The organism is Rhizobium gallicum bv. gallicum R602sp (assembly GCF_000816845.1).
Classification (GTDB): Bacteria; Pseudomonadota; Alphaproteobacteria; order Rhizobiales; family Rhizobiaceae; genus Rhizobium; species Rhizobium gallicum.
Genome location: NZ_CP006877.1, coordinates 4,024,138 through 4,045,789 on the forward strand (window position 1 = coordinate 4,024,138; position 21,652 = coordinate 4,045,789).

Below are 21,652 nucleotides of genomic sequence, written 5' to 3' on the forward strand. Positions count from 1 at the left end.
CAAAATCATTGACAGCGGACATTAGAGCGGTGTCCCGCTTCCATATTGACTGAGCTGCCTTTTGCAGTGCCGAGCACTGGAGGACATGACGGGGGATGCCAACTATACCCCTACGGCCGCCGTCCTACGCCTCGCGCCACCTCTTGCCAGGGGTGTTTCCCGGACGCGCGGCATGTAAACTGATAGCCATCTAAGCCGAGGGAGGTAACGCCGATGTCCCGATTTCTTGCCGTTTACACTATGAAGCCCGAAGACCTCGCATCGTTTCGAAGCCTGCCTAAAGCCCAGCAGGATGCAGTTGATGCTGTGGGCATACCACAGTGGGCGGCGTGGGAGGAACGTAATGCTGCGTTCATCCTTGATCGCGGTGGTATGGTGGGCAAGACAACTCGTGTGACAAAGGACGGGGTGGCCGAAGCCGGGAATCCATTCTGCGGCTATCTGGTAGTCGAAGCGGAAACCGCTGATGCCGCCGCACGGATGTTCCAGGACCATCCGCACCTCACAGTGTTTCCTGGTGACGGCGTAGATATCATGCCTTTTCTAACTTGAACTCCTTGAGGATGAGGCGGATGCTCCTGCCGGGAACAGGATTACCCGGCCGCGCGCGATCAATCGCGGCCCCCTTCCTCAGCATCTTCCCGGTGTCGAAGAGATCATCGAGCTGGAAAGCCGTCTCGACAACCATTGCCGCGAACTCCATGGCATCCTGCAGCTCAGGGCAAGCTGGTTTTGACCTGTCGCGCCAGTGTTCGCCAGGACGAAAGATGGTTGGCCTTCAGAGCGTGGCGTTCCGCTCCTTCGTTCACAGTCACGCCCGGACGCAAGCTCTCTGACACGATCTGCGCCTTGACCTCGTCCGGCCAACGGCGATGAGCCTCACGTTCGTGAAGCGTCGCCCGTGCCAGAGCAACGCTCGGTCTGGGTCCAGCCGAGGGCACTACGCTTATTCCTGATCGCAGGCCTGAAATCGCGTGAGATCTGATCATCCAGCGTCTCCTGTGGGGCTTACCGTTCAGGAGGGTTTTTCAATGCGCTTCTTACCGATCGGGAAGTCCTTCGGCAGGGATAAAACGTACCGATCGGGAAGCTTTGCCGTGCAAAGCAGTGCGACCTTCGGCCTTGTTTGGACTTTGTTCAGTGACGGCTGACGAACTGGGAAACGAAATAGGCTGAGTAACCTCAGACGGGTCTCATTGCCCTGATGCTGTGACAGCTGCGGCGGTGGTTTATCGGGTCAGAGGCGACGTCGACTTCTGCCTTGCCGCGCGCGGCTTTCGGATAAAGCGCGCAACTGATGTCTCTCTACTAGAGCGGCTTGAACCGCAGCCTGGAAGGACAAGACGCGCTCCCGGATCTTCTCCTCGCGCAAGCCACATCGCGCAAGCTCGTCCGCCAGCAAACGGCACTCGGCTTTCCAGAACGCGACCGCCGGTTCTCCATGCAAATCATCAAGCGTCGCGGCGCAGCGTTCGATATCGCCGGGCTGGGGGATGCTTGGAAATATCACGATTTCGCTTGCGGTCAGCGCGGCGAGAGGGGTGTCGAAAGAAGATGCCATCGAATCAATCCATGTTTCCATCAGACTGTTAGGCTTGTGTTGGTTAACGTTTACCTTCTCTCGCGGAATAATGCCGTTGGTGACCGACTGAACGGACCTAAAGCCACAGTCCCAGCAGCCGGGTTCTGCTGGGACTTTGGCTTGCGTTGTTAGGATTGCGCGCGCTGTTGCACAGTTCCGCTCTCTTCGGAAGAAATCTGTGTACGCGACATCACGCGTCCGACCACGAGCACAAGCAGCGCGGCGGCAGCCAGGCACGCGGCAAGAAAGAACATCGGCGCAATCGTGCTTCCCGTACTGTCCTTGATCCAGGGCACGACGTTCTGGGCGACAAAGCCGCCGAGATTGCCGACGGAGTTGATTGCGGCGAGCCCGGCCGCCGCACCAGCGCCTCTCAGAAAGCGTGACGGCAGGCTCCAGAAAACCGGCTGGCCGGCGAAGATGCCCGCTGCAGCGATGCAGAGAAATGCGAACTGGACACCATGGTCCGGAATAACAGCAGAAAGGACAAGGCATATGGCGCCCAGCATTGCCGGAATAACGATATAAGGCGTCTTCGAAGCTGCCCTGTCTGCCATCGACGGGACGATGTAAAGCGCCACCGCCACGAGGACCCAGGGTATGATGTTCAGAAAGCCGTTGGCCGTATTGCTGACGCCGAATTCCTTGACGATGGTCGGGAGCCAATAGCTGAGGCCGTAGGCTGCAAGAGGAAAGCCGACGTAGCACAGTGCCATCAGAAGTACCTTCGGATTGATGAGCGCCTTGAAGCCATTCTCCGCGTTCTTGTCCATGTCTGCATTTTCCGCCTCAATCCTGCGTTTGAGCCAGCTCTTCTCCGCATCGCTCAGGAAGTTCGCATCCTCTGGGCGATCCGACAGGTAAAGCAGCGTGACCACGCCTGCCACGACGGCGGGAATACCCGTCGCGATGAACACCCATTGCCAGCCGGCGATGCCATAAAGCCCGTCGAGATCGAGCAGCATGCCGCCCAGCGGCGCGCCGACGGCATTGGCAAGGGCGCTGAAGATCATGAACAGTCCGACCATCGTGCCGCGATAGGCGGACGGATACCAAAGTGTCAGCAGATAAAGGACGCCTGGAAAGAAACCGGCTTCGCAGGCGCCAAGAAGAAAGCGGAGAATGTAGAACATCGTCGCATTCTGCGTGTAGGCCAGGGCAATCGTAACTGCGCCCCACGAGAGCAAAATCCGCGCAAACCATTTGCTGGCTCCGTACCGCTCGAGCAGCAGATTGCTCGGGACTTCAAACAGGAAATAACCGATGAAGAAGAGCGAGGCGCCGAGGCCGTAGGCATATTCGCTCATGCCAAGCGCTCCGACCATTTCCAGCTTGGCGAAGCTGACATTTTGGCGATCGATGTAGGCGATGAGATAAAGAATGCCTAAGAACGGCATGAGCCGCCACGTGATTTTGGCGATCAGTTGCTTTTCGTCGACCATGAGTTTCTCCTCGGGCAATTGCATCTGGGCGGGAATAGATACGGCAGGCTCGCCATCATCAATTGCCGGCCGGTGGCCGAACTGCAGGCGAAAGCCGATTGATCAAAACCGGCTGGCGGTGTCGCCAGCCGGTTTTGATATCGCATAAGAGAGAGCTATTTGTCGCGATAGAGCTTTCGGCCATCACCGACGCGGACGGCGACGGGAACGGAAGCACCACGCCCCATCGACCTGGCCTTCACGGTACCGTCGATGCGTTTGCGCTCGAGGTGGTAGGCATAAGCAAACTGACCGGAGATGCCTGCGACGACAAAGAGCGCACCGATCATCTGGTCATGATTGGTAATGTAGAGCAGCACTTGGCCCGCCATCGCAAGGATTGTCCCTGCGACAAAGATATTGAGCGAGTGACGGCCAATGATGGTTAGCGGATGATCCGACGGACGGCGCAGGATACGAGACAGCACGGGAATATTGATAACGAGGTAGCTGAGCGCCAACACATGCAGCAGCCGCGGCAGGGACAGGAAAGTCTTGTCGAAACCGGTAAGGACAGGCGGCATGCCAAGCGCTGCCAGTACATTGCCGAGGTCCCACAGGTGACCGACAACCCAAGCAAAGGACAGCGCTACGTAGCCGGAAGCCAGCACGAACAAAATCGGGTGCTCCGGCAGCTTGCCGCCACGCTTGACATGCATGATGCCGACGGCGCCGATCGTGAACAAGAACTGCCACGAGAGTGGATTGAGGAACCAGTAGTCGGCGATGAGCATGTTGTGCGGCGCGATCTGATAGATGCCCGCAAACAGCCACACAGCACCCGAAACACCAAGCGCCAGAAGCGGATGTGCCGAGTAAAGAAGCAAGATGACTGGTACCATGAGCATCAGCGCGCCGTACATCGGCAATATGTTGTTGTAGCCGATCTGGTGGCCGAGCAGAAGCAAAGCGGGTATTCCCTGCGTCAAGTTCATCAAGACGGCGAGGATATTGATTTCCACGAGCAATCCCGGCCGGTGGAACAGCGAGGCGCCGCAAATGAACAGCGCGAGCGTTATGAAGGTCGTGATCATATGGGCGAGATAGAGGGTGAAGGCACGCTTGATCGCCTTCTTCGCCATGTCTAGTCGCCCGCCGACCTTGAAGCCGGAGCCATAGGCCAGTCCGACCGCAATGCCCGAGATCAGCACGAATGCTTCCGCGGCGTCGGAGAAGCCGAAATTCTTCGTCGTCGCATACTCGAATATCTGGCCGGGAACATGATTGATGAAAATCGTGATGAGGGCAAGGCCACGCAGAACATCAAGCCTCGTGTCGCGCGCCGGTCGCACTGCTGATTGAGGCAAGCGCTCAGCGCCGATGGCGTTTTCCGGCGTAGCCGCCATGATGTTTCTCCTGTTTCGATCTGCAAACGCGGTTGCAGCCAAAAAGTTTCACCTTTTGGCTGCAACGAATCGCCGGAGTGTGAGCGTCGAAAATGCTGCTATCCGACCGAATATCCCTCATGGGGAGTGGCGACTTCGCTGTCATTGATGACCACAGTGTAGCCGTCCGGTTGGGACGATTTTGAGACAGAAATGCGATATTTCACACCTGAGTGTTCAATCTCTGCCGAAAAGCCGTCCCAACCGCTCGGCAGTGCCGGACGAACAAAAATCCGACCGTTTTTCAAACGGATACCGAGGATCCCTTCGACTGCGGCCCGATAGAGCCAGCCCGCGGAACCCGTATACCACGTCCACCCGCCGCGGCCCTTGAGCGCACCTTCGCCATAGACGTCGGCAGCCACCGTATAAGGCTCGACTCGATAGTGCTCGGCCGAAGCTTTGTCGCGCGAATGGGTGATCGGGTTCAAGAGTTCGAAGCAGGCCATTGCATCGTCGCCCCGGTTGAGCTCAGCAAGCGCCATAACCACCCAGGTGGCCGCATGCGTGTACTGGCCGCCATTCTCGCGAACACCCGGAGGATAGGCTTTGATATAACCTGGATCCCTGATCGACGTGGCAAAAGGCGGGGTAAATAGGCGGATGATTCGCGCTTCTTTGTCCACAAGGCGGTTCAAAACCGCGTCCATGGCCTTGACCGCGTGATCCGGGTTACCTTCGCCGGAAAGCACGCTCCAGGATTGCGCGATCGAATCGATCTGGCATTCCAGGCTTTCCTTCGAACCGAGCAGGCTGCCGTCGTCGAATGTGCCTCGGCGATAATAGCCGCCATCCCAACCTTTACTTTCGAGCGCGGCCTTCAGTGCACCGAGATGTTTCGTCCAGCGCTCGACGCGAGCACCGTCGCCCCGCTCTTGCGCATAGGGAATGAAGGACCGCAGCGCGCCTGCCAAGAACCAGCCGAGCCAGACGCTTGTGCCCTGGCCGTTGATGCCGACGCGGTTCATGCCGTCGTTCCAGTCGCCGCCCATGATCAGCGGCAGCCCGTTTGAGCCCTTGCGCTTGATCGCGAGATCAAGTGCCAAGGCGGCATGCTCGTAGATGCTGGCCTTGTCGTCCGAGACTTCCGGACGATAGAAGGAGTCGTGCTGGCCTTCGAGCAACGCCGGGCCCTCGAGGAACGGCAATTCCTCGTCAAGCACGCTCTTGTCGCCCGTTGCGCTGCAATAGTGATGGATCGCATAGGCGAGCCAGACCACGTCGTCCGAAATCAATGTACGGACACCCGCGCCGGTTCCCGGCAGCCACCAATGCTGGACATCGCCCTCGCGGAACTGCCTGGAGGCAGCGTTGACGATCTGGTTGCGCGCGAGCGATGGCTCCTGAAGCACGAAAGCCAGCGTATCCTGCAACTGATCGCGGAAGCCAAAGGCGCCACTTGCCTGATAGAAGGCCGACCGTGCCATGATGCGACAGCCAAGGCTCTGATAGGGCAGCCAGGCATTGACGAGATTGTTCATGGCCTGGTTCGGCGTCGAAATCTGAACCTTGCCCGTAAAGCTCTGCCAGAAATCGCGGTTTGCCTGAACCGTGTCCTCGACAGAGATCTTGCGGATCTCGGCGATCAAGGTTTGGGCCTCTTGCCTCGACGCCGTGTCGCCCAGGAAGAACGTGACGTCACGCTCTTCGCCAACACCGATTTCGATATCGATTGCGAGAGCCGCTGCCGGGTCGCCGTCAAGTTCCGTGGCGCCGGAAAGCGCAACGGGCGGCTTGAGCGCCTGCGGAGCCCGGATCGTGCCGGCCTTGCCGATGAACTCGCGTCTGCTTGTGGTGAAGCTCGACGGCTTCACGCTGGCGGCAAAGAAGGATACCCGGTTCGAGAAGTCGATGCTGTACTGGTTGGCGGCAAGAAGTGCGCCGGTTTCCTCGTCACGGGATGAGAGGATGAAGGGCACCGAGCGCTGTGCGTTGTTGCCGAGAACCCACTCGACATAGCCATAGAGCCGCAGCTTGCGCGCCGTAGTGCCCATGTTGCGCAACCGGACGCGCTGCAGCTTGACCGGCCTCAGGCGATCGACCGTCTGTGTCACTTCGAGCGCGATATCGTTCTGCTCGCTGGAGAAGACGGAGTAGCCGAGACCATGGCGTGCCTCAAAGCGGACATCGCTCCGCTGCGAAAGCCCAGCAAATGGCGTCATCAGAGCGCCACTTTCAAGGTCGGTGACGTAAATCGCCTCGCCTGAGCGATTGACGACGGCATCGTTCGACCAGGAGGTCAGCTGATAGTCGCGCGAGTTGACGCTCCAGGTGAAACCCGCGCCCTCCGCAGACACATGGAAGCCGAACTTCTCGTTCGAGATCACGTTGATCCAGGGCTGCGGTGTTGCCGTGCCGCCAGCAAGACGGACGACATATTCGCGGCCGTCGCGGGCAAAACCACCGAAGCCGTTCCAGAAGTCGAGATCGCCTTCCTCCTCGATCACAAGCGCCGACGGCCTGGGCTGCACGACACGCGCCACGCGCTTGACCGGGGTCTTGCGCTGCTCGCGTTCCATTTCCGGCAGGTCGTCCTTGGAAGGAGGCGCAGAAAGGGCGATGGCGCGGTTGATCTGATCGACGACCTTGCCGTTCTTAGCATGGAAGGTGACGCGCGAAGCGGCGATCAGGGCATGATAGGTCGCCTCCTCCATCAAATCCTTCCGGACGGCAAAGATATGTTGCCGGAGGCCATCTGCCTGGCCGATGCGGCGCACGTTTTCGCACATCTGGTCCACGGCATGCTGCATGTCCTGCGCATAGGAGGATGCACGCTCGTTCATGATGACAAGATCGGCCGTCACGCCACGCGAGCGCAGATATTCCTCCGCCAGCAATGCCTCGCGAACGATATCAAGATCCATGTCGTCATCGATGCGCAGCATGAAGATCGGGAAGTCGCCGGAGATCGCAAGCGGCCACAGCGACGATTGTGACTGCATGCCGGCTCGAACTGCCGCAGCATCGGCGCGCAAGTCCATGTCCGGATAGACCAAATGCCGGCCAAGATACTGGAAGGCGGCAGCCTGCTGGGACGTCACGCCGACATGGCGCATCTGCACCTGCGTGCGTGTCCAGGCCTGAACAAGCTCGTGATTGAAGGCATCGGCGTGCCGATAGCGCTCGACAGCCTTGTCCACCTCGTCGCGGCTAGGAGCGGCGATCGTCCAGAAGATCACGCTCACTTTCTTGCCGGCCGGCACACGAACCGTGCGGCGCAACGAAAGGATCGGATCGAGCGTGAAGCCGTCGGTGCCTGAAAGCGTCGCACCAGGATCGAAGGCTGCGGCATCCGCAAGGCTACGGCCGCGGCCGAGGAATTTGCGGCGATCGGTCTCGAATTCCGTTTGCCGGGAAGGACCGGCACTGTCGACGATCAGATGGGCAATGCTCATGTTCGGCTCGCCCGGATCGCGTCTGTTGCGTTCGGCACGGATGACGTCGCCGCGCCTGCCGAATTCCGTCTTCACGAACATGCGGGCGAAAGCCGGATGCGCATTGTCCGTGTCATCCAGTGTGATCACCGGCTCCAGATAGGAGGTGACTTCGATGAAGCGGTCTTCCGATCCCATGTTGAGAAGCGTCAGCCTGCGGCCTTCCGCATCATGCTCGGTCGCAACGATGCATTCCAGTTCACTGCTGAGGTCGCCAACAACCTTGGTGAATTCCGCCTTTTCGTCGGCGAAGAGCACATTGACCTTTTCGCCCTCGACACTTTTTGGTTCGGCGGTGGCCGACCACCATTCGTTGGTCGCCGTGTCGCGCAGGAAGATGAAGCTTCCCCAGCGGTCTTCCGTCGGGTCGGCTTTCCAGCGGGTAACGGCCTGGCCGTTCCAGTGTGCGTAGCCTGCACCAGTCGCCGTCAACATCATCGAATAGTGACCGTTGGACAGGAACATGAGTTCGCGATCGCGCGAAAGCGGATCGGCGATCTTGCGAAGCTCCGGCCGCAGGAGATCTTCCTGGATGCTGGCGGGCGTATCCGATTCGTGCTTGCCGCTCATGACGGGGATGTCGCGCGGCGCCTTTTCCTGCAGCAACAGTTCGGCTGCTTCGATCACCGGATCGGAGTGGAAGAGCTCACGCAGATGCCCATTGAAAGCGACATTGGCAACCGCTGCGATCGACATGCCGTGATGGTGCGCATAGTAGTTATAAACAACAGCGCATTTCTTGCCTTCCGGCACGCGGGTCGGCGTGAAGTCGACGGCATCATGGAATCCGAATTTGCCGAGCGCACCGAGCTTGCGCAGGCGCTGCAGATTTTCGAGTGCCCCTGGCGGGTCGTATTGGCTGGCGAGGATCGAGGCATAAGGCGCGATGACGGCATTGTGGCCGAGGCCGCGCTTCAGGCCAAGCGTAGGCACGCCGAAGTTCGTGTATTGATAGTTGAGGTTATGGTCGCGAGCGTTGAAGGCCGCTTCCGAAATGCCCCACGGAATACCCAGCTTGCGTCCGTAGTTCATCTGCTCGACCACGACCAGATTGTTTGTCTGGTTGAGAATACCCCCGCCGCGCTCCTGCATGACGAGCGGCGGCATCAGATATTCGAACATCGAGCCGGACCAAGAGACGAGAGCGCCGCGCGAACCGACCGGCACGACCTGGCGGCCGAGGCGATACCAATGCTCCGTCGGCAAGTCGCCCTTTGCGATGCCGAAAAGACTGGTCAGCCGGCATTCCGACGCCAAAAGGTCGTAGCAGGCCTGGTCGAGCTCGCCGCTTTCGACGCGATAGCCGATCGAAAGAAGGCGGCGTTCCGGACGGAACAGGAAGCTGAAATCCATCGAGAAGGCGAGATCGCGGGCCTTGTCGCGAAGGGCAATCAGCCGCGGCCGCAAAGCATCGATATTTGAAAGGTCGAATGTGCTGTCGGAAATATGCGCTTCGCAAATCTTGACGAGTGCTTCGGCCCAACGGGTAAGTTCGCCGCTGAGTGCCGACTTCACTTCGTGATCGAGATTTGCCGCAAGCTTCTGGATGTCACGGGCAAGAACCGCAAGGTTGATGACGCGGATCGAGGCGAACTCGTGCTCGCGCTTAACGGCGGCGAGCGCGTTCTGGAAGCCGACGATCCGTTCTTCCAGGCGGCGGCGGAGCGGACGGACCGTCTTGCGATCGTCTGGAAGGTCGGCCAGTACTTCGCCGAGGATGCCGGCAGTGTCGCCGACGCCGTCGAGATTGCCCTGCATATGCGCCGACGGGGCCTCGGCCCAATTGCGGCAAGCCGACGAAACGGCAATAAGGTGACCGGCGAGATTGCCGCTGTCGACAGCCGAAACGTATCGCGGCCCAAGGGTCTGCAGCGTATCGGTGTGGTACCAGTTAAAGAGGTGGCCACGATACTTCTCCATCTTGTCGATGGTGCCGATCGTCTGCTCCAGCCGCTCGATCGTTTCCTCGAAGGAAAACCAGCCGAACTGGCGGCCGGAAACGACCGAGAGCAGGTACACGCCGATATTGGTCGGCGAGGTGCGGCTCGCGACGATGACGTGCGGCGTTTCCTGAATGTTATCTGGCGGCAGGTAATTCTGTTCTGCCGTGGTGAACGTATCGAAGTAACGCCAGGTGCGGCGCGCGATCTTTCTGAGCTCGCTTGAGACCGAATCGGCGACTTCCAGGCGGTCTTCGGTTTCTGCCGACTGGCTGACATACCAGGCAACGAGTGGCGACAAGGTCCACAGCAAGGCAAACGGAATACCGACGAGGAATGCGTTATCGCCGGGAAGTGCTGCAAAGCCGAGTGCGAGCAGCGCGAGCACCGGGGCGTGCCACATCGCGCCGTAGTAGGAGAGGATCGTTCCCTGCCCGCCCGCTTGGACGCTGGCAGCAGTGCGCCATTGCAGCATCAATTTATGGCTGACGAGAAGACGGTAGAGCGAGCGGCCGATCGCATCGACCATCATGCAAGCCGTATCGGCAATGAAAACGATACGAAGCGCCACCTGGGCGTTCGCAGCGCGGATATCCGACCACACGGTATAAAGATGTGCCCGTGCAACGATATCGCTGGTGCGTGGAATGATGCCGTGGATGAGCGACAGCGTCGGCGCAACGAAGAGGCAAAAGATCAGGAGGATCTGCCATACGAGTGCGCCAAGCGGGCCCATAAGATACCAGCCGAGCACGGAAGCGAAGAACCAGGCGATCGGCGTCAGCGAGCGGCGCAGGTTATCGAACATCTTCCAGCGCCCGAGAGCGGTGACGCCGTATTTTGGATTGAACATATATGGCAGAAGCTGCCAGTCGCCACGCGCCCAGCGATGCTGGCGCGAAGCCTCGACTTCGTAGCGGATCGGAAAGTCTTCGACGAGCTCGAGATCGGTAACGAGTGCGCAGCGCGCCATCGAACCTTCGAGAAGATCGTGGCTCAACACCGAATTCTCATCGATGCGGTCCCTCAGCGAAGCTTCGAAGGCATCGACATGATAAAGGCCCTTGCCGGTAAACGTGCCTTCGCCGGCGAGGTCCTGGTAGACATCGGAAACCGTGAAGACGTATGGGTCGAGGCCGCGGTTGATCGAGAAGACGCGCTGGAATACCGAAGCGTCCTTGCCGGTCGTCAGCGACGGGGTCACGCGCGGCTGCAGCACGCCATAGCCGCTTTCGACGCGGCCGGTCTTCGGGTTTATCACCGGACGGTTGATCGGATGATAGAGTTTGCCGACAAGCTTGGTCACGGCATCGCGCATCAGGCGCGTGTCGGAATCGAGCGTCATGATATACTGAACGCCAGCCGGCACAATATTGGCGCCCGGTAGATAGGTCGTGTCGCTGTCGCCGCGCAAAAGCATGTTCAGCTCGTGCAGCTTGCCGCGCTTGCGCTCCCAGCCCATCCAGACGCCCTCTGACGGGTTGTAGAGGCGGCGGCGATGCAGGAGGTAGAAGCGCGTTTTGCCGTCATAGGCGTAACGTGCCGAAAGATTGGCGATTTCACGCCGGGCGTAGTCCAGGACTTCCAGGTCGTTCGACGTCTCCTCGACATCGCTGTCGGGCCAGTCGCTCAGCAGCGCGAAATAGATTTCGCCGCGCGGATTGGCGAGATAGTGAACCTCGAGATTGCGAACCAGGTCATCGACGCTGTCGCGGTTCGAAATCAGGCATGGCACGACAAGCAGCGTGCGCGCGTCTTCCGGAATGCCTTCCTTGAACTCGTAGCCGACAAGCCGCGACGGCGTTACGAAGAAGGACAGCAAGGTATTGAAAAGACCTGTCGCGCCCTCCGATGCCGGGAGAGAGAACATGATCAGCAATACGGCGATTTCCAACGTGCCCATGCCGGCATTGGCCATGAAGCGCCCGACGATCGCCATCGCAATGATGGTAAGCAGCATGACGGGGAGCGCAATCGACAGCCAGTTGAACTTGCGGACTGTTCGAACAAAATGCTGGACCAGGGTCGGACGATAATTGGCACGTTCTTCAAGTTTGGGCCGGTGCATGCCGGCAAGAAAGCCGCCGACATTCGGCTCATGCGGTTGCGGCTCCTCAGAGGCTCTGGCTTCGCTGGTCATGTCGAGCGCCAACTGGGCGACTTCCATTTCCGTCAGCGGCGAGCGCTTGGCGAGCTTCTCGATCTGTTTGCGGTATTTGTTGCGTGATCCCGAATCGAGGATGCCGTAATCGGAATTCTCCCACAGCAGCTTGTCGACATGGCTGACCTGCTCGACCCAGACCGACCATTCCGCATCATCGATCTCGCGAAGGCTCCGGATGATGTTGCCCATCGTGACATTGCCGGAGGAGAGGCGGCTATGCTCCGCCATCGTCGCTTCTTCGGTATCACGGCCGAGCCTTTCCAAACGCTCATCGAGCCAAGCGATCGCAAGGCTAGACGCCTGCGACCCGTCGCGCATGCGATAGAGGAACTGCGTCGAGAAGGTATTGTCCTCGGCAAGCGGTTCGAGCGTCCTCAGATACTCCGCAGCCTTCGCCGGATCGTCCAAACGCACGAGTTCATCGGCCGCCTCGTTCGCACGGCGGCGTATGCGCCGGCTGCGTTCAACGCGACTGGAAATGCGACGGAGGTTTTCGACGAGAACATACCGCACAAGCGAGGGGACCGCCCAAAGCTCACCGATGCGCAACGTCTCACCCAGCTGGAAGCCATCGACAAGCGCCGTCAGACTTTCCTGTGAAACGGTGCTGTGGGTGTGAGCGACATAGAGCCAGGCGAGCACCAGCGTACGTGGTACTTGTACACCATCGACATCGATGGTCGGCAGTTCGCGATAGAAGCGCCGCGGGAAGTCGCGGCGGACCTCCTGAATTGCCTCTTCGACGATATAGTGGTTGTCGAGAAGCCATTCGGCGGCAGGCGTGATCGTCTCGCCCGCTTCCACGTCGGCCGCGGTCGTGCGGTAAACGCGCAGGATTTCCTTCTCGTTCTCCTTGTGTCGTGCAAAAAAGTCGAAGGCAGTAAAAGCCGGCAGCGAATCGACGCCTTTGCGGGCGATCGATTCACCCATCGCCTTGATGTCTTCAATCGACAGGTAGGTCGAGCGAACCGAGTCGTTGTGATCGATGTGCTTGACTTCGGCTTCGCGTGACGGGTTTGGAGACGGAATGGAAATGGTCATGGGTTCGGTTCTGGGTCCAAACTAAGGTTATGGTAATTTTGCCTAGCCTTTTGCACCGGCAATTATGACTGCGACATGAACGGCCAACGGGCTTTCCAGGAAGATGCGAAAGCCACAGATTTCCGATACGAAACGGTTTAGGCCTGATTTATGGCACGATTCTGCTGGTCAGAGCTGCATTTTGCCTCCACCCCTGAAGAACCATCCGGGAAAGTTGGACACCCTCCCGATAATTCAAGTCAAGGGGCACGGAATTGCCCGGCTTTGCTTACCTCAATTTTGGCAGTTCTTCGCTATTCAAAATAAAAATCCGGCACCCATCGGGCACCGGATTTCAAACATATGGGACCGCTGTTGTTGTCGACCGAAAATTCCCGGTTCACGCAGAAGACTGTCCCAGCCGGCGATTTGAGAAGTAAATTCGTAAGGTGCCGGCAACATACCGGCACGACAGCTCGATCAGCCGATAACGCCGCAGACCAAGGCTGCAACGAATGCGAACGCCGCGGTAAATAGCGTGGCATTTAGCGCAAAATGAAGCTTCTGGCGCATTGAAGCCGGCTTCTTGGTCGGTACGGAACCATAATAGTTCGCTTGAGTATGCGAAATACCCAGGTCTGCCATGTGTTGCCTCCGTCTCTTATTATTGGCGCGGCGGTCTGCCGGCACTGATATTCCTATATACTCTATAAGCTAGGTAGAGATAAATTTCCTTCCAGAGCGTGAGGGATAGAAAATCTGACCCGGCTCAGCAAAGAGTGCGCCATGCCCATATCAACGAACGCTCGATTGCGTTTTCTTCTCTTTGGGCACCCGAGGAAGCCTCGATCAATCGGCGATCTTTTTCAGCGGGAATGGAAACGCTTGTCTGCTCGCGCCGTTCGACCTTGGCCGGAGGATCGAGATATCCCATGGTCATTCCGCCGAGAAAGAACATACCGCACCTCCACGATCACGAAAGCTAACACTCGTTAACAGGATCATGACAGATGAAAATCGGCTGTCAATAGTCTAGTCGAATAGTCGTCTTTTAACGGCTTCTTAACCTTGAATGACCGGTGCCCGAAAGGATTTCAAATATTTGAAAAATCTGCAGTTCTGGCTTTGACGAAGCCTTTGCTCGCAATCATCAAATTTCTCGTGTAATCCTCATGAACGTCCCCACTGGCCAATTGGCCGGAGGTCAGCCGTTCGACGACGGCGCCGTTGCGCATCACGGCAAGCCTTTCACACATATGGGTAACGACACCAAGGTCGTGGCTCACCATGACAAAGGTCAGTTTGCGGTCACGCCTGATCTGTTCCAGCAGATTGAGCACCTCCGCCTGCACGGAAGCGTCGAGCGCCGACGTCGGTTCATCGAGCAGAAGGATCGACGGCTCGACGATCAGGGCGCGCGCAATCGCCACACGCTGCCGCTGGCCGCCGGAAAGCTGGTGCGGATAGCGGAAGCGGAAGCCGTTTCCAAGGCCGACCTCGTCCAATGCCCGCGCGATGCGCTTCTCGCTGTCGGCAATCCCGTGAATTGCCAATGGCTCGAGCAGCAGGCGGTCGATCGTCTGCCGTGGGTGCAGCGAGCCATAAGGGTCCTGGAACACCATCTGGACATTTCGATAGAAAGCCTTGCTGCGTTTTGCACCCTGCAGCAGCTGATCATGAACGCGAATTGCGCCACCCTTGACGGGCGCAAGCCCCGCTACCGCACGAAGCAGCGTCGACTTGCCGGAACCGGATTCCCCAACCAGCCCGAAGGAGCCGCCGGATGCGACCGCGATGCTGACGTCTTGAAGCGCATGAAAATCGTCATAGACGACGCTAAGATTTTCGACCGAGAGCGCCGCACTCATGCAGCCCACTCCGGCCTGCGGTCGAGTACTGGCAGCGGATGGCGATCTTCTCCGATTTGCGGCATGCAGTTCAAAAGTCCCTGCGTATAGGGATGCTGTGCATTCTTGAGGTCAGAAGCCCTAAGCTCTTCAACGATCTTACCGGCATACATCACGATGACGCGGTCGCAGAACGAGGAAACAAGACGCAGATCATGCGACACGAAGATAAGCCCCATGCCGCGCTCGGAAACTAGCTTGTCCAGGATCTTCAACACGTCGAGCTGCACGGTGACGTCGAGCGCCGAGGTGGGCTCGTCAGCGATCAGCAGTTCCGGCCCGGCAATCAGCATCATGGCGATCATTGCACGTTGACCCATGCCGCCTGAGACCTCATGGGGGTAGAGATCGAAGACACGTTTCGGATCGCGAATCTGCACGGCCTCAAGCATGGCAAGCGCCCGTTCGGTCGCCTCGGCCTTGCTGACCTTCTCGTGCGTTCTCAGCGTCTCGCAGATCTGCCGGCCGATCGACATCACCGGATCAAGCGAATATTTGGGATCCTGCAACACCATGGCGATGCGCTTGCCGCGCAGGAGCCGCCGTTCTTTCGCTGAAGCCTGGAGCAGATCGATGCCGTTGAAGTCGAGCTTGTCGGCCGTGACGATGCCGTGCTTCGGCGTGAGCCCCATGATCGCGCGGCCGGTCTGCGACTTGCCGGATCCAGACTCCCCGACGATGCCGAGGCGTTCCCTGTCGAGTGTGAAGGAAACGCCGCGAACAGCTTCGATCAAGCCGGTGCGCGTCGGGTAGCTGACCTTGAGATTGTCGACCGTCAACAAGGCCGTCATTGGCCGCTCTCCTTGGGATCGAGCGCATCGCGCAGGCCGTCGCCAAGCAGGTTGAAACCGAGGCTGACGATGAGGATCGCAATTCCAGGCATGGCCGCGACCCACCATTGATCGAGAATGAAACGGCGACCCGAGGCGATCATCGCACCCCATTCCGGCAGTGGCGGCTGCGCGCCGAGACCGAGAAATCCGAGACCGGCAGCCGTCAGGATGATACCCGCCATGTCGAGCGTTACGCGAACGATCAGCGACGAGAGGCAGAGCGGCATGACATGGCGGATGATGATGCGGACCGGCGATGCACCCATCAGCTTGACCGCCGAGATGTAATCGGAGCGCCGCACCGTCAGCGTTTCCGCCCGCGCAATGCGGGCGTAAGGAGGCCAGGACGTGATTGCAATCGCGATGATTGCGTTTTCGATGCCCGGCCCGAGTGCCGCGACAAAAGCAAGCGCCAGCACCAGCTTCGGGAACGCCAGGAAGATATCGGTGATACGCATCAGCACTGCATCCACCCATCCGCCGGCATAGCCGGAGACAGTGCCGACAATCAGTCCAATCGGCGCCGAGATGACCGCAACCAGCACGACGACGAAGAGCGTCAGCCGCGACCCGTAGATCAGGCGCGAAAGGATATCGCGACCCTGGTCGTCGGTGCCGAGCAGATACTCGCCGGTACCTGGCGGCAGAAGTCGCGCATTCTTTAGATCGCCGACCACTGGCGAATGCGTGGCCAAGAGATCAGCGAAGGCGGCAACGAAGAGCAGCGCGACAATGATAATGAGACCAAGGACGGCAAGCTTGTTCGCACTGAACTGCCGCCAGGTCACATAGGCGCGCCCGAGACGGGCCTGCACGCGTGATTGCGGGCGATCGGAAAGCAGCCACTCGCGGCGGCTCATCGGCGCTGGCTGGCTGGCTGGAACCGTCATCGGCTTCGCGTCCTTGGATCGAGCGTCCGGTAGAGAAGATCGGACAGGAGGTTGATGCCGATGAACACCGTGCCGATGACGATCGTGCCGCCGAGGACAGCGTTCATATCGGCATTTTGCAAGGAGTTGGTGATGTAGAGGCCAATACCTGGCCAGGAGAACACCGTCTCCGTCAGAACCGAGCCTTCGAGAAGCCCGGCGTAGGAGAGCGCAATCACCGTCACAAGTGGGACCGCGGCATTGCGCAATGCGTGGCCCCAAATTACCCGGGTTTCCGAAAGCCCCTTGGCGCGCGCAGCCACGATATATTCCTGACTGAGCTCGTTCAGCATGAAGCTGCGCGTCATCCGGCTGATATAGGCGAGCGAGAAATAGCCGAGCAGCGATCCCGGCAAGATAATGTGCCGGAAGACATCGTAGAAGACGTCCCACTGCCCCTGCCAGAGGCTGTCGATCAGATAAAAGCCGGTAATCGGTGTGAATGTATATTCAAAGACGATATCGATGCGCCCCGGGAAGGCCACCCAGCGCAGTTGCGCATAGAATACGACGAGCGAGATCAGGGCCAGCCAGAAGATCGGCACGGAATAGCCGACAAGCCCGACGACACGCACAATCTGGTCGGCAAGGCTGCCGCGCCGAACGGCCGCAAGCACGCCAAGCGGAATGCCGATCAGGGCGCCAATAATGGTGCCGAGGGTCGCAAGCTCGATCGTTGCCGGAAAGACGCGGCGGATATCGGTCATCACCGGATTGGTGGTCAGCACCGAATTGCCGAAATCACCGGAAAGGACACCTTTGATATAGATGAAGAATTGCTGATAGAGCGGCAGATTGAAGCCGAGCTCTTCACGCACGCGCTCCACGACATGCGTCGGCGCGCGGTCGCCAAGGATCGCAAGAACCGGATCGATCGGCACGACACGGCCGATGAAAAAGGTAACGGCCAGAAGTCCAAGATAGGTCGTCACGGCAGCGGTCAGGAAACGTCCGATTGCTTTCGCGAGGGGAACGGCACGACCCTTGGCGGGCCGCGCCTCCATTTTTGGTTCGATAATGCTCAACGAACGAATCCTGCCGGATTATTCCTTGGCGATTGGGCCAACGAAGTTCGTATCGAAGCTCGGTCCGAGTTTGAAGTCCTTCAGGTTCTTCCGATAGCCGGCGACTTCGATCTGCTGGAAGATGAAGATGAAGGGGCTGTTCTCCAGGTACTTCTTCTGGATATCCTGGTACATCGCGGCGCGCTTGGCACCGTCGCGCTCAAGCAGTGCTGCCTTGGCCTGCTTGTCGAGTTCCGGCGTTTCGAAGGTATTGCGCCATGCGAGCGTCTTGTTCGTGCCCGCATCCGAATTGTCCGGGTTCGCCGTGAAGGTATCGGCATTCGAGTTCGGGTCGAAATAGTCGGAACCCCATTGGCCGATATACATGTCGTGCGTGCGGGCGCGGTATTTCGTCAGCGTCTGCTTGCCGTCGCCTGGAATAATCTCGAGTTTTACACCGGCTTGTGCCAGCGTCTGCTGCATGGATTCGGCAATGCCGGTGACAGGCTGAGTGTTCCGCACGTCCATCGTCACCGAAAAGCCATCCGCAAGACCGGCCTTTGCCAGCAGTTCCTTCGCCTTGGCGACGTCGAGCTTGAACGGATTTTCGTCAAGTGCACCGAGCTGGCCCTTCGGCAGGAATGTCTGGTGGATTTCGCCGATGCCCTTGATGAGCGTCGAGCTGATCGCATCGTAATCGACGAGATACTTGAAGGCCTGCTGCACCTCCGGCTTCTTCAGGTTCTCGTTCTTGAGGTTGAGGCTGACATAATAGATCGTGCTTTTCGGTGCGCTTGTCGCCGCAAGATCGGCGTTCTTCGAAACAGCGTCGAGATCGCCCGGCTCGAGATTGCGCGCGATGTCGATGTCGCCTGCCTCCAGCGCCAGGCGTTGCGCGGCACTTTCCTTCATGTTGCGGTAGATGACGCGGTTCAGCTTCGGCTTGTCACCGTAGTAATTGTCGTTGCGCTCCAGCACGACGACTTCATTGGCCCGCCATTCACGAAGCTTGTAGGCGCCGGAGCCGGCATAGCCCGTCTTCAGCCATTCATTGCCGAAGTCGTTGTCATACTTGTATTCCGCGCTCGGCGTCATCGGCTTGATGTGATCCATCACCAGCTTCTTGTCGACCACGGAGGCAACCGTCGCCGTTAGGCAGTTCAGTACGAAGCTCGGCGCATAGGCCTTGTCGACTGTGAAGACGAACGTGTTTTGGTCTGCAGCCTTGGCCTTTTCAGTCACATTGTCTCCGGTCAGGCCGAACTGTGTCAGGATGAATGCCGGGCTCTTGTCGAGTTTGACGGCGCGCTCGAAGGACCAGGCAACATCTTCAGCGGTGACCGGATTGCCGGAGGCGAACTTCAGACCGGGCTTCAGCTTGAACGTATAGGTGAGGCCGTCATCGGAGACGCTCCAGCTCTCGGCAAGATCACCCTTGACCTTCGTCGTGTCGTTGAGGTCGAGGCGGACCAGCAGGCTATAGGAGTTCGTTGTCATTTCCGCCGTTGAAAGCTCGAAGGCCTCGCCTGGGTCCATCGTAATGATGTCATCGATGGCGAAACCTTCGACGAGCGTATCCTTCGGCGTCTCGGCAAAAGCGGCAGGTGCCGTCAGCATGAGCAGCGAAAGCGCGGCGCCTGCAGAAAGGGCACGAAAGTTGCGGCTGAGTTTAGTAATCATCATCGATTTGTTCCCCTGTTCTTGATTGATTACAAAGCAGTATTTTGGCTCAGGCGTTCTTCTCCCCCCACGCCGAAGCCAGGATGCGAAGCCAGTTCTCGCTGGCGAGTTTCCGTCGATCCTCCTCACCATATCCAACGTCCCGGAGAGCGGCAATCAACTTCTGGTTGCCAGCCGCGTCGCCTATTTCGTCCGGAATGGTCGCGCCGTCGAAATCGGATCCGAGCGCAACAGAGTCGATCCCGACGCGGTCAACGAGATAGTTGATATGGCGGATCATGTCCCTGATTGGTGTGTCGCCCTCCGAGCGGCCATCCGACCTCAACATCGCAGTCGCGTAATTGAGACCGATTAGCCCCTTGCTCTCCCTGATCGCATCAAGCTGCTTATCCGTCAGATTGCGCGCCACCGGCGTCAGCGCATGCACGTTCGAATGCGTAGCGACCAGTGGTTGATCTGTTGTCTTCGCGACGTCCCAGAAGCCCTTTTCCGTTATGTGGGACAGATCGATCATGATGCCCAGGCGATTGCATTCGCGCACCAGCTCAAAGCCGGCATGGGTCAGCCCCGGCGCAGTATCTGGCGACATCGGGAAGGCGAAGGGCACGCCGTGTCCGAAGACATTATGTCTGCTCCAGACAGGTCCCACAGAGCGCAAGCCCGCTGCATGGAATACCTCGAGCGCGGAAAGGTCGGGCCCGATCGCCTCGCAGCCTTCCATATGCATGACCGCGGCAAAAACACCGCTTGCCATGGCGTGGCGGATGTCCTTCACCGTCCGGCAGAGTCGCCAGGCGCCCGCCTTGTCGAGACGCAGTGCAATCGCCGCCATCTCGGTCGCGACGCCAAGTGACGGCAGTCGGTCGAGAGGCGCGGCCAGCGGCGTTTCGTAATGTCCGTTTTGATCGGGATCGGCGAAGACGAGATCGCCTGAGGGCACGTAGATGGCGCAAAGGCCGCCGGCGAGACCACCCTGCCGGGCGCGTGGTCCATCGATGTGGCCAGATGTCGTCCCGTTCAGAAATTCGGCAACCGGGTCGTTGCCATCCCTTTCATGTGTCCAAAGCCTTAGGAGAACGTCATTATGGCCATCAAATACAAGCTGCATCTGTTTTCCTGCTCTGCCCTGCCGAGCAAATGACAAGCGTGCAGAATAGAAAAGCTGGCAGAATTGGCCAGCCCCCTTCTCAGAAATTTATAGCGAATGGGTAAACGCGCCTAGGCTTGAAATGAAAACGGGGCCCGAAGGCCCCATTCCCGATCAGTGCTTTGTCCGCTTCTTCTGTCGGTAGACGTCAACGATGACGGCCGCCACGATGATCACGCCTTTGACGATCTCCTGGTAATAGGCGTCCACCCGCAGGAAGGTGAAGCCCGACGTCATCACGCCGAGAATGACCGTGCCGATCACCGTACCGGTGATGCGGCCGACGCCGCCCGTCAGCGACGTGCCCCCGATAACGGCAGCGGCGATCGCATCGAGTTCGTACATCACGCCCATGCCGGCCTGTGCCGTTTGAGCCCGAGCCGCCGTGACGACGCCGGCAAGACCTGCCAGAAGGCCGGCGATCGCATAGACCTTGATCAGGTGTGCTTCGACATTGATCCCGGAAACACGCGCCGCCTGCACATTCGCACCGATTGCATAAGTGAACTTGCCGTAGCGCGTATAGCGAAGGGCGATGTGGAAGATCAGCGCAACGACAAGGAAAACGACGACCGGCCAGATGCCCGTGCCGATGAAATTGAACTGATCCGTAAGCCCTGATACCGGCTGGCCTTTCGTGTACCATTTGGAAAGACCGCGCGCCGAGACCATCATCCCGAGCGTAGCGATGAAGGGCGGAATCTTTGTCTTGGCGATCAACTGTCCGTTGATGTAGCCGGCCAAGAGGCCGATCAGCAGGCCGACGCCGATAGGCACGAAAAACGGCATGTCGGTCAGGCCTGGATAAAGCGCCCGCGGCCATGTCGATGCTTGGGCGAAACTCGCCGCGATCATAGCCGTCATGCCGACGACGGAGCCGGAGGACAGGTCGATCCCGCCGGTGATGATCACCTGTGTAACACCAACCGAAATAATGCCGATCACCGACACCTGCAGGATCATGATCGTCAGGCGTTGCGGATTCATCAAGAAACTCTGGCCGACGAAAATCCAGCCGAGAATTTCGTAAACAAGCGCAATACCGATCAGCACCAGGAAGATGGTGAGCTCCGGCGGCACGCGGTGCCGCCTCGGCCGTGTTGCGAGCGGGGCCTGGCTTTCGGCTGCCTCAGTATTCATGTTAAC

Annotated in this window: 16 protein-coding genes; 1 reads left to right on the forward strand and 15 read right to left on the reverse strand. The window is 58.9% G+C overall.

Translation table 11 applies throughout. The features are described 5' to 3' along the window. The first annotated feature begins 213 nt into the window (after positions 1 to 213). The gene (locus tag RGR602_RS19655) at positions 214 to 552 is read left to right on the forward strand and encodes a hypothetical protein (protein ID WP_039846475.1); all 339 of its coding nucleotides are present in this window, start codon (positions 214 to 216) and stop codon (positions 550 to 552) included. Here the strand turns inward: RGR602_RS19655 and RGR602_RS37345 are convergent. The 15 genes from RGR602_RS37345 to RGR602_RS19715 form a co-directional block, all read right to left on the reverse strand. Beyond that, positions 533 to 703 (reverse strand): hypothetical protein, encoded by a 171-nt coding sequence (locus RGR602_RS37345; RefSeq protein WP_170251016.1) that lies wholly within the window; start codon positions 701 to 703, stop codon positions 533 to 535. The genes RGR602_RS19655 and RGR602_RS37345 overlap by 20 nt on opposite strands. Positions 704 to 716: 13 nt before the next feature. After that, complete coding sequence (locus RGR602_RS35925; RefSeq protein ID WP_082046583.1) at positions 717 to 989, reverse strand: transposase; 273 nt, start codon at positions 987 to 989, stop codon at positions 717 to 719. Positions 990 to 1,237: 248 nt separating this feature from the next. After that, positions 1,238 to 1,582 carry a DUF6074 family protein gene (locus RGR602_RS19660; RefSeq protein ID WP_323808232.1) on the reverse strand — a complete coding sequence of 115 codons (345 nt, stop codon included), beginning with the start codon at positions 1,580 to 1,582 and terminating at the stop codon, positions 1,238 to 1,240. Between the two features lie 128 nt (positions 1,583 to 1,710). Beyond that, complete coding sequence (locus tag RGR602_RS19665; protein WP_039846477.1) at positions 1,711 to 3,024, reverse strand: MFS transporter; 1,314 nt, start codon at positions 3,022 to 3,024, stop codon at positions 1,711 to 1,713. Between the two features lie 155 nt (positions 3,025 to 3,179). Then, entirely contained in the window at positions 3,180 to 4,409 is a 1,230-nt protein-coding gene (locus tag RGR602_RS19670; RefSeq protein WP_039846478.1) for an OpgC family protein, read from the reverse strand. A 98-nt stretch (positions 4,410 to 4,507) separates the two neighbouring features. Further along, a complete protein-coding gene (locus tag RGR602_RS19675; protein ID WP_039846479.1) occupies positions 4,508 to 13,027 on the reverse strand; it encodes a GH36-type glycosyl hydrolase domain-containing protein in 8,520 nt (2,839 codons plus the stop codon). 459 nt (positions 13,028 to 13,486) lie between these two features. Continuing rightward, complete coding sequence (locus tag RGR602_RS37350; protein WP_166677503.1) at positions 13,487 to 13,651, reverse strand: hypothetical protein; 165 nt, start codon at positions 13,649 to 13,651, stop codon at positions 13,487 to 13,489. A 124-nt stretch (positions 13,652 to 13,775) separates the two neighbouring features. Next, positions 13,776 to 13,964, reverse strand: a complete 189-nt coding sequence (locus RGR602_RS38500) for a hypothetical protein (RefSeq protein WP_039846480.1) — start codon at positions 13,962 to 13,964, stop codon at positions 13,776 to 13,778. A 136-nt stretch (positions 13,965 to 14,100) separates the two neighbouring features. After that, positions 14,101 to 14,874, reverse strand: a complete 774-nt coding sequence (locus tag RGR602_RS19685; protein WP_039846481.1) for an ABC transporter ATP-binding protein — start codon at positions 14,872 to 14,874, stop codon at positions 14,101 to 14,103. Beyond that, a complete protein-coding gene (locus tag RGR602_RS19690; RefSeq protein WP_039846482.1) occupies positions 14,871 to 15,704 on the reverse strand; it encodes an ABC transporter ATP-binding protein in 834 nt (277 codons plus the stop codon). The genes RGR602_RS19685 and RGR602_RS19690 overlap by 4 nt, the downstream gene beginning before the upstream one ends. Continuing rightward, positions 15,701 to 16,636, reverse strand: a complete 936-nt coding sequence (nikC, locus tag RGR602_RS19695; RefSeq protein WP_039846483.1) for a nickel transporter permease — start codon at positions 16,634 to 16,636, stop codon at positions 15,701 to 15,703. Before nikC ends, RGR602_RS19690 begins: the two co-directional genes overlap by 4 nt. Continuing rightward, positions 16,633 to 17,679, reverse strand: a complete 1,047-nt coding sequence (locus RGR602_RS19700) for an ABC transporter permease (protein ID WP_039846484.1) — start codon at positions 17,677 to 17,679, stop codon at positions 16,633 to 16,635. Before RGR602_RS19700 ends, nikC begins: the two co-directional genes overlap by 4 nt. Before the next feature lie 39 nt (positions 17,680 to 17,718). Next, the gene (locus RGR602_RS19705) at positions 17,719 to 19,362 is read right to left on the reverse strand and encodes an ABC transporter substrate-binding protein (protein WP_039846485.1); all 1,644 of its coding nucleotides are present in this window, start codon (positions 19,360 to 19,362) and stop codon (positions 17,719 to 17,721) included. Positions 19,363 to 19,408: 46 nt separating this feature from the next. Next, positions 19,409 to 20,467 (reverse strand): dipeptidase, encoded by a 1,059-nt coding sequence (locus RGR602_RS19710; RefSeq protein WP_039846486.1) that lies wholly within the window; start codon positions 20,465 to 20,467, stop codon positions 19,409 to 19,411. A gap of 153 nt (positions 20,468 to 20,620) precedes the next feature. Continuing rightward, positions 20,621 to 21,646, reverse strand: a complete 1,026-nt coding sequence (locus tag RGR602_RS19715) for an ABC transporter permease (RefSeq protein ID WP_039846487.1) — start codon at positions 21,644 to 21,646, stop codon at positions 20,621 to 20,623. Positions 21,647 to 21,652 lie beyond the last annotated feature (6 nt).

Coding starts and splice junctions, on each gene's coding strand:
- RGR602_RS19655 (WP_039846475.1), top strand. CDS start 214: ATGTCCCGATTTCTTGCCGTTTACACTATGAAGCCCGAAGACCTCGCA.
- RGR602_RS37345 (WP_170251016.1), bottom strand. CDS start 703: ATGGAGTTCGCGGCAATGGTTGTCGAGACGGCTTTCCAGCTCGATGAT.
- RGR602_RS35925 (WP_082046583.1), bottom strand. CDS start 989: ATGATCAGATCTCACGCGATTTCAGGCCTGCGATCAGGAATAAGCGTA.
- RGR602_RS19660 (WP_323808232.1), bottom strand. CDS start 1,582: ATGGAAACATGGATTGATTCGATGGCATCTTCTTTCGACACCCCTCTC.
- RGR602_RS19665 (WP_039846477.1), bottom strand. CDS start 3,024: ATGGTCGACGAAAAGCAACTGATCGCCAAAATCACGTGGCGGCTCATG.
- RGR602_RS19670 (WP_039846478.1), bottom strand. CDS start 4,409: ATGGCGGCTACGCCGGAAAACGCCATCGGCGCTGAGCGCTTGCCTCAA.
- RGR602_RS19675 (WP_039846479.1), bottom strand. CDS start 13,027: ATGACCATTTCCATTCCGTCTCCAAACCCGTCACGCGAAGCCGAAGTC.
- RGR602_RS37350 (WP_166677503.1), bottom strand. CDS start 13,651: ATGGCAGACCTGGGTATTTCGCATACTCAAGCGAACTATTATGGTTCC.
- RGR602_RS38500 (WP_039846480.1), bottom strand. CDS start 13,964: ATGTTCTTTCTCGGCGGAATGACCATGGGATATCTCGATCCTCCGGCC.
- RGR602_RS19685 (WP_039846481.1), bottom strand. CDS start 14,874: ATGAGTGCGGCGCTCTCGGTCGAAAATCTTAGCGTCGTCTATGACGAT.
- RGR602_RS19690 (WP_039846482.1), bottom strand. CDS start 15,704: ATGACGGCCTTGTTGACGGTCGACAATCTCAAGGTCAGCTACCCGACG.
- nikC (WP_039846483.1), bottom strand. CDS start 16,636: ATGACGGTTCCAGCCAGCCAGCCAGCGCCGATGAGCCGCCGCGAGTGG.
- RGR602_RS19700 (WP_039846484.1), bottom strand. CDS start 17,679: ATGGAGGCGCGGCCCGCCAAGGGTCGTGCCGTTCCCCTCGCGAAAGCA.
- RGR602_RS19705 (WP_039846485.1), bottom strand. CDS start 19,362: ATGATGATTACTAAACTCAGCCGCAACTTTCGTGCCCTTTCTGCAGGC.
- RGR602_RS19710 (WP_039846486.1), bottom strand. CDS start 20,467: ATGCAGCTTGTATTTGATGGCCATAATGACGTTCTCCTAAGGCTTTGG.
- RGR602_RS19715 (WP_039846487.1), bottom strand. CDS start 21,646: ATGAATACTGAGGCAGCCGAAAGCCAGGCCCCGCTCGCAACACGGCCG.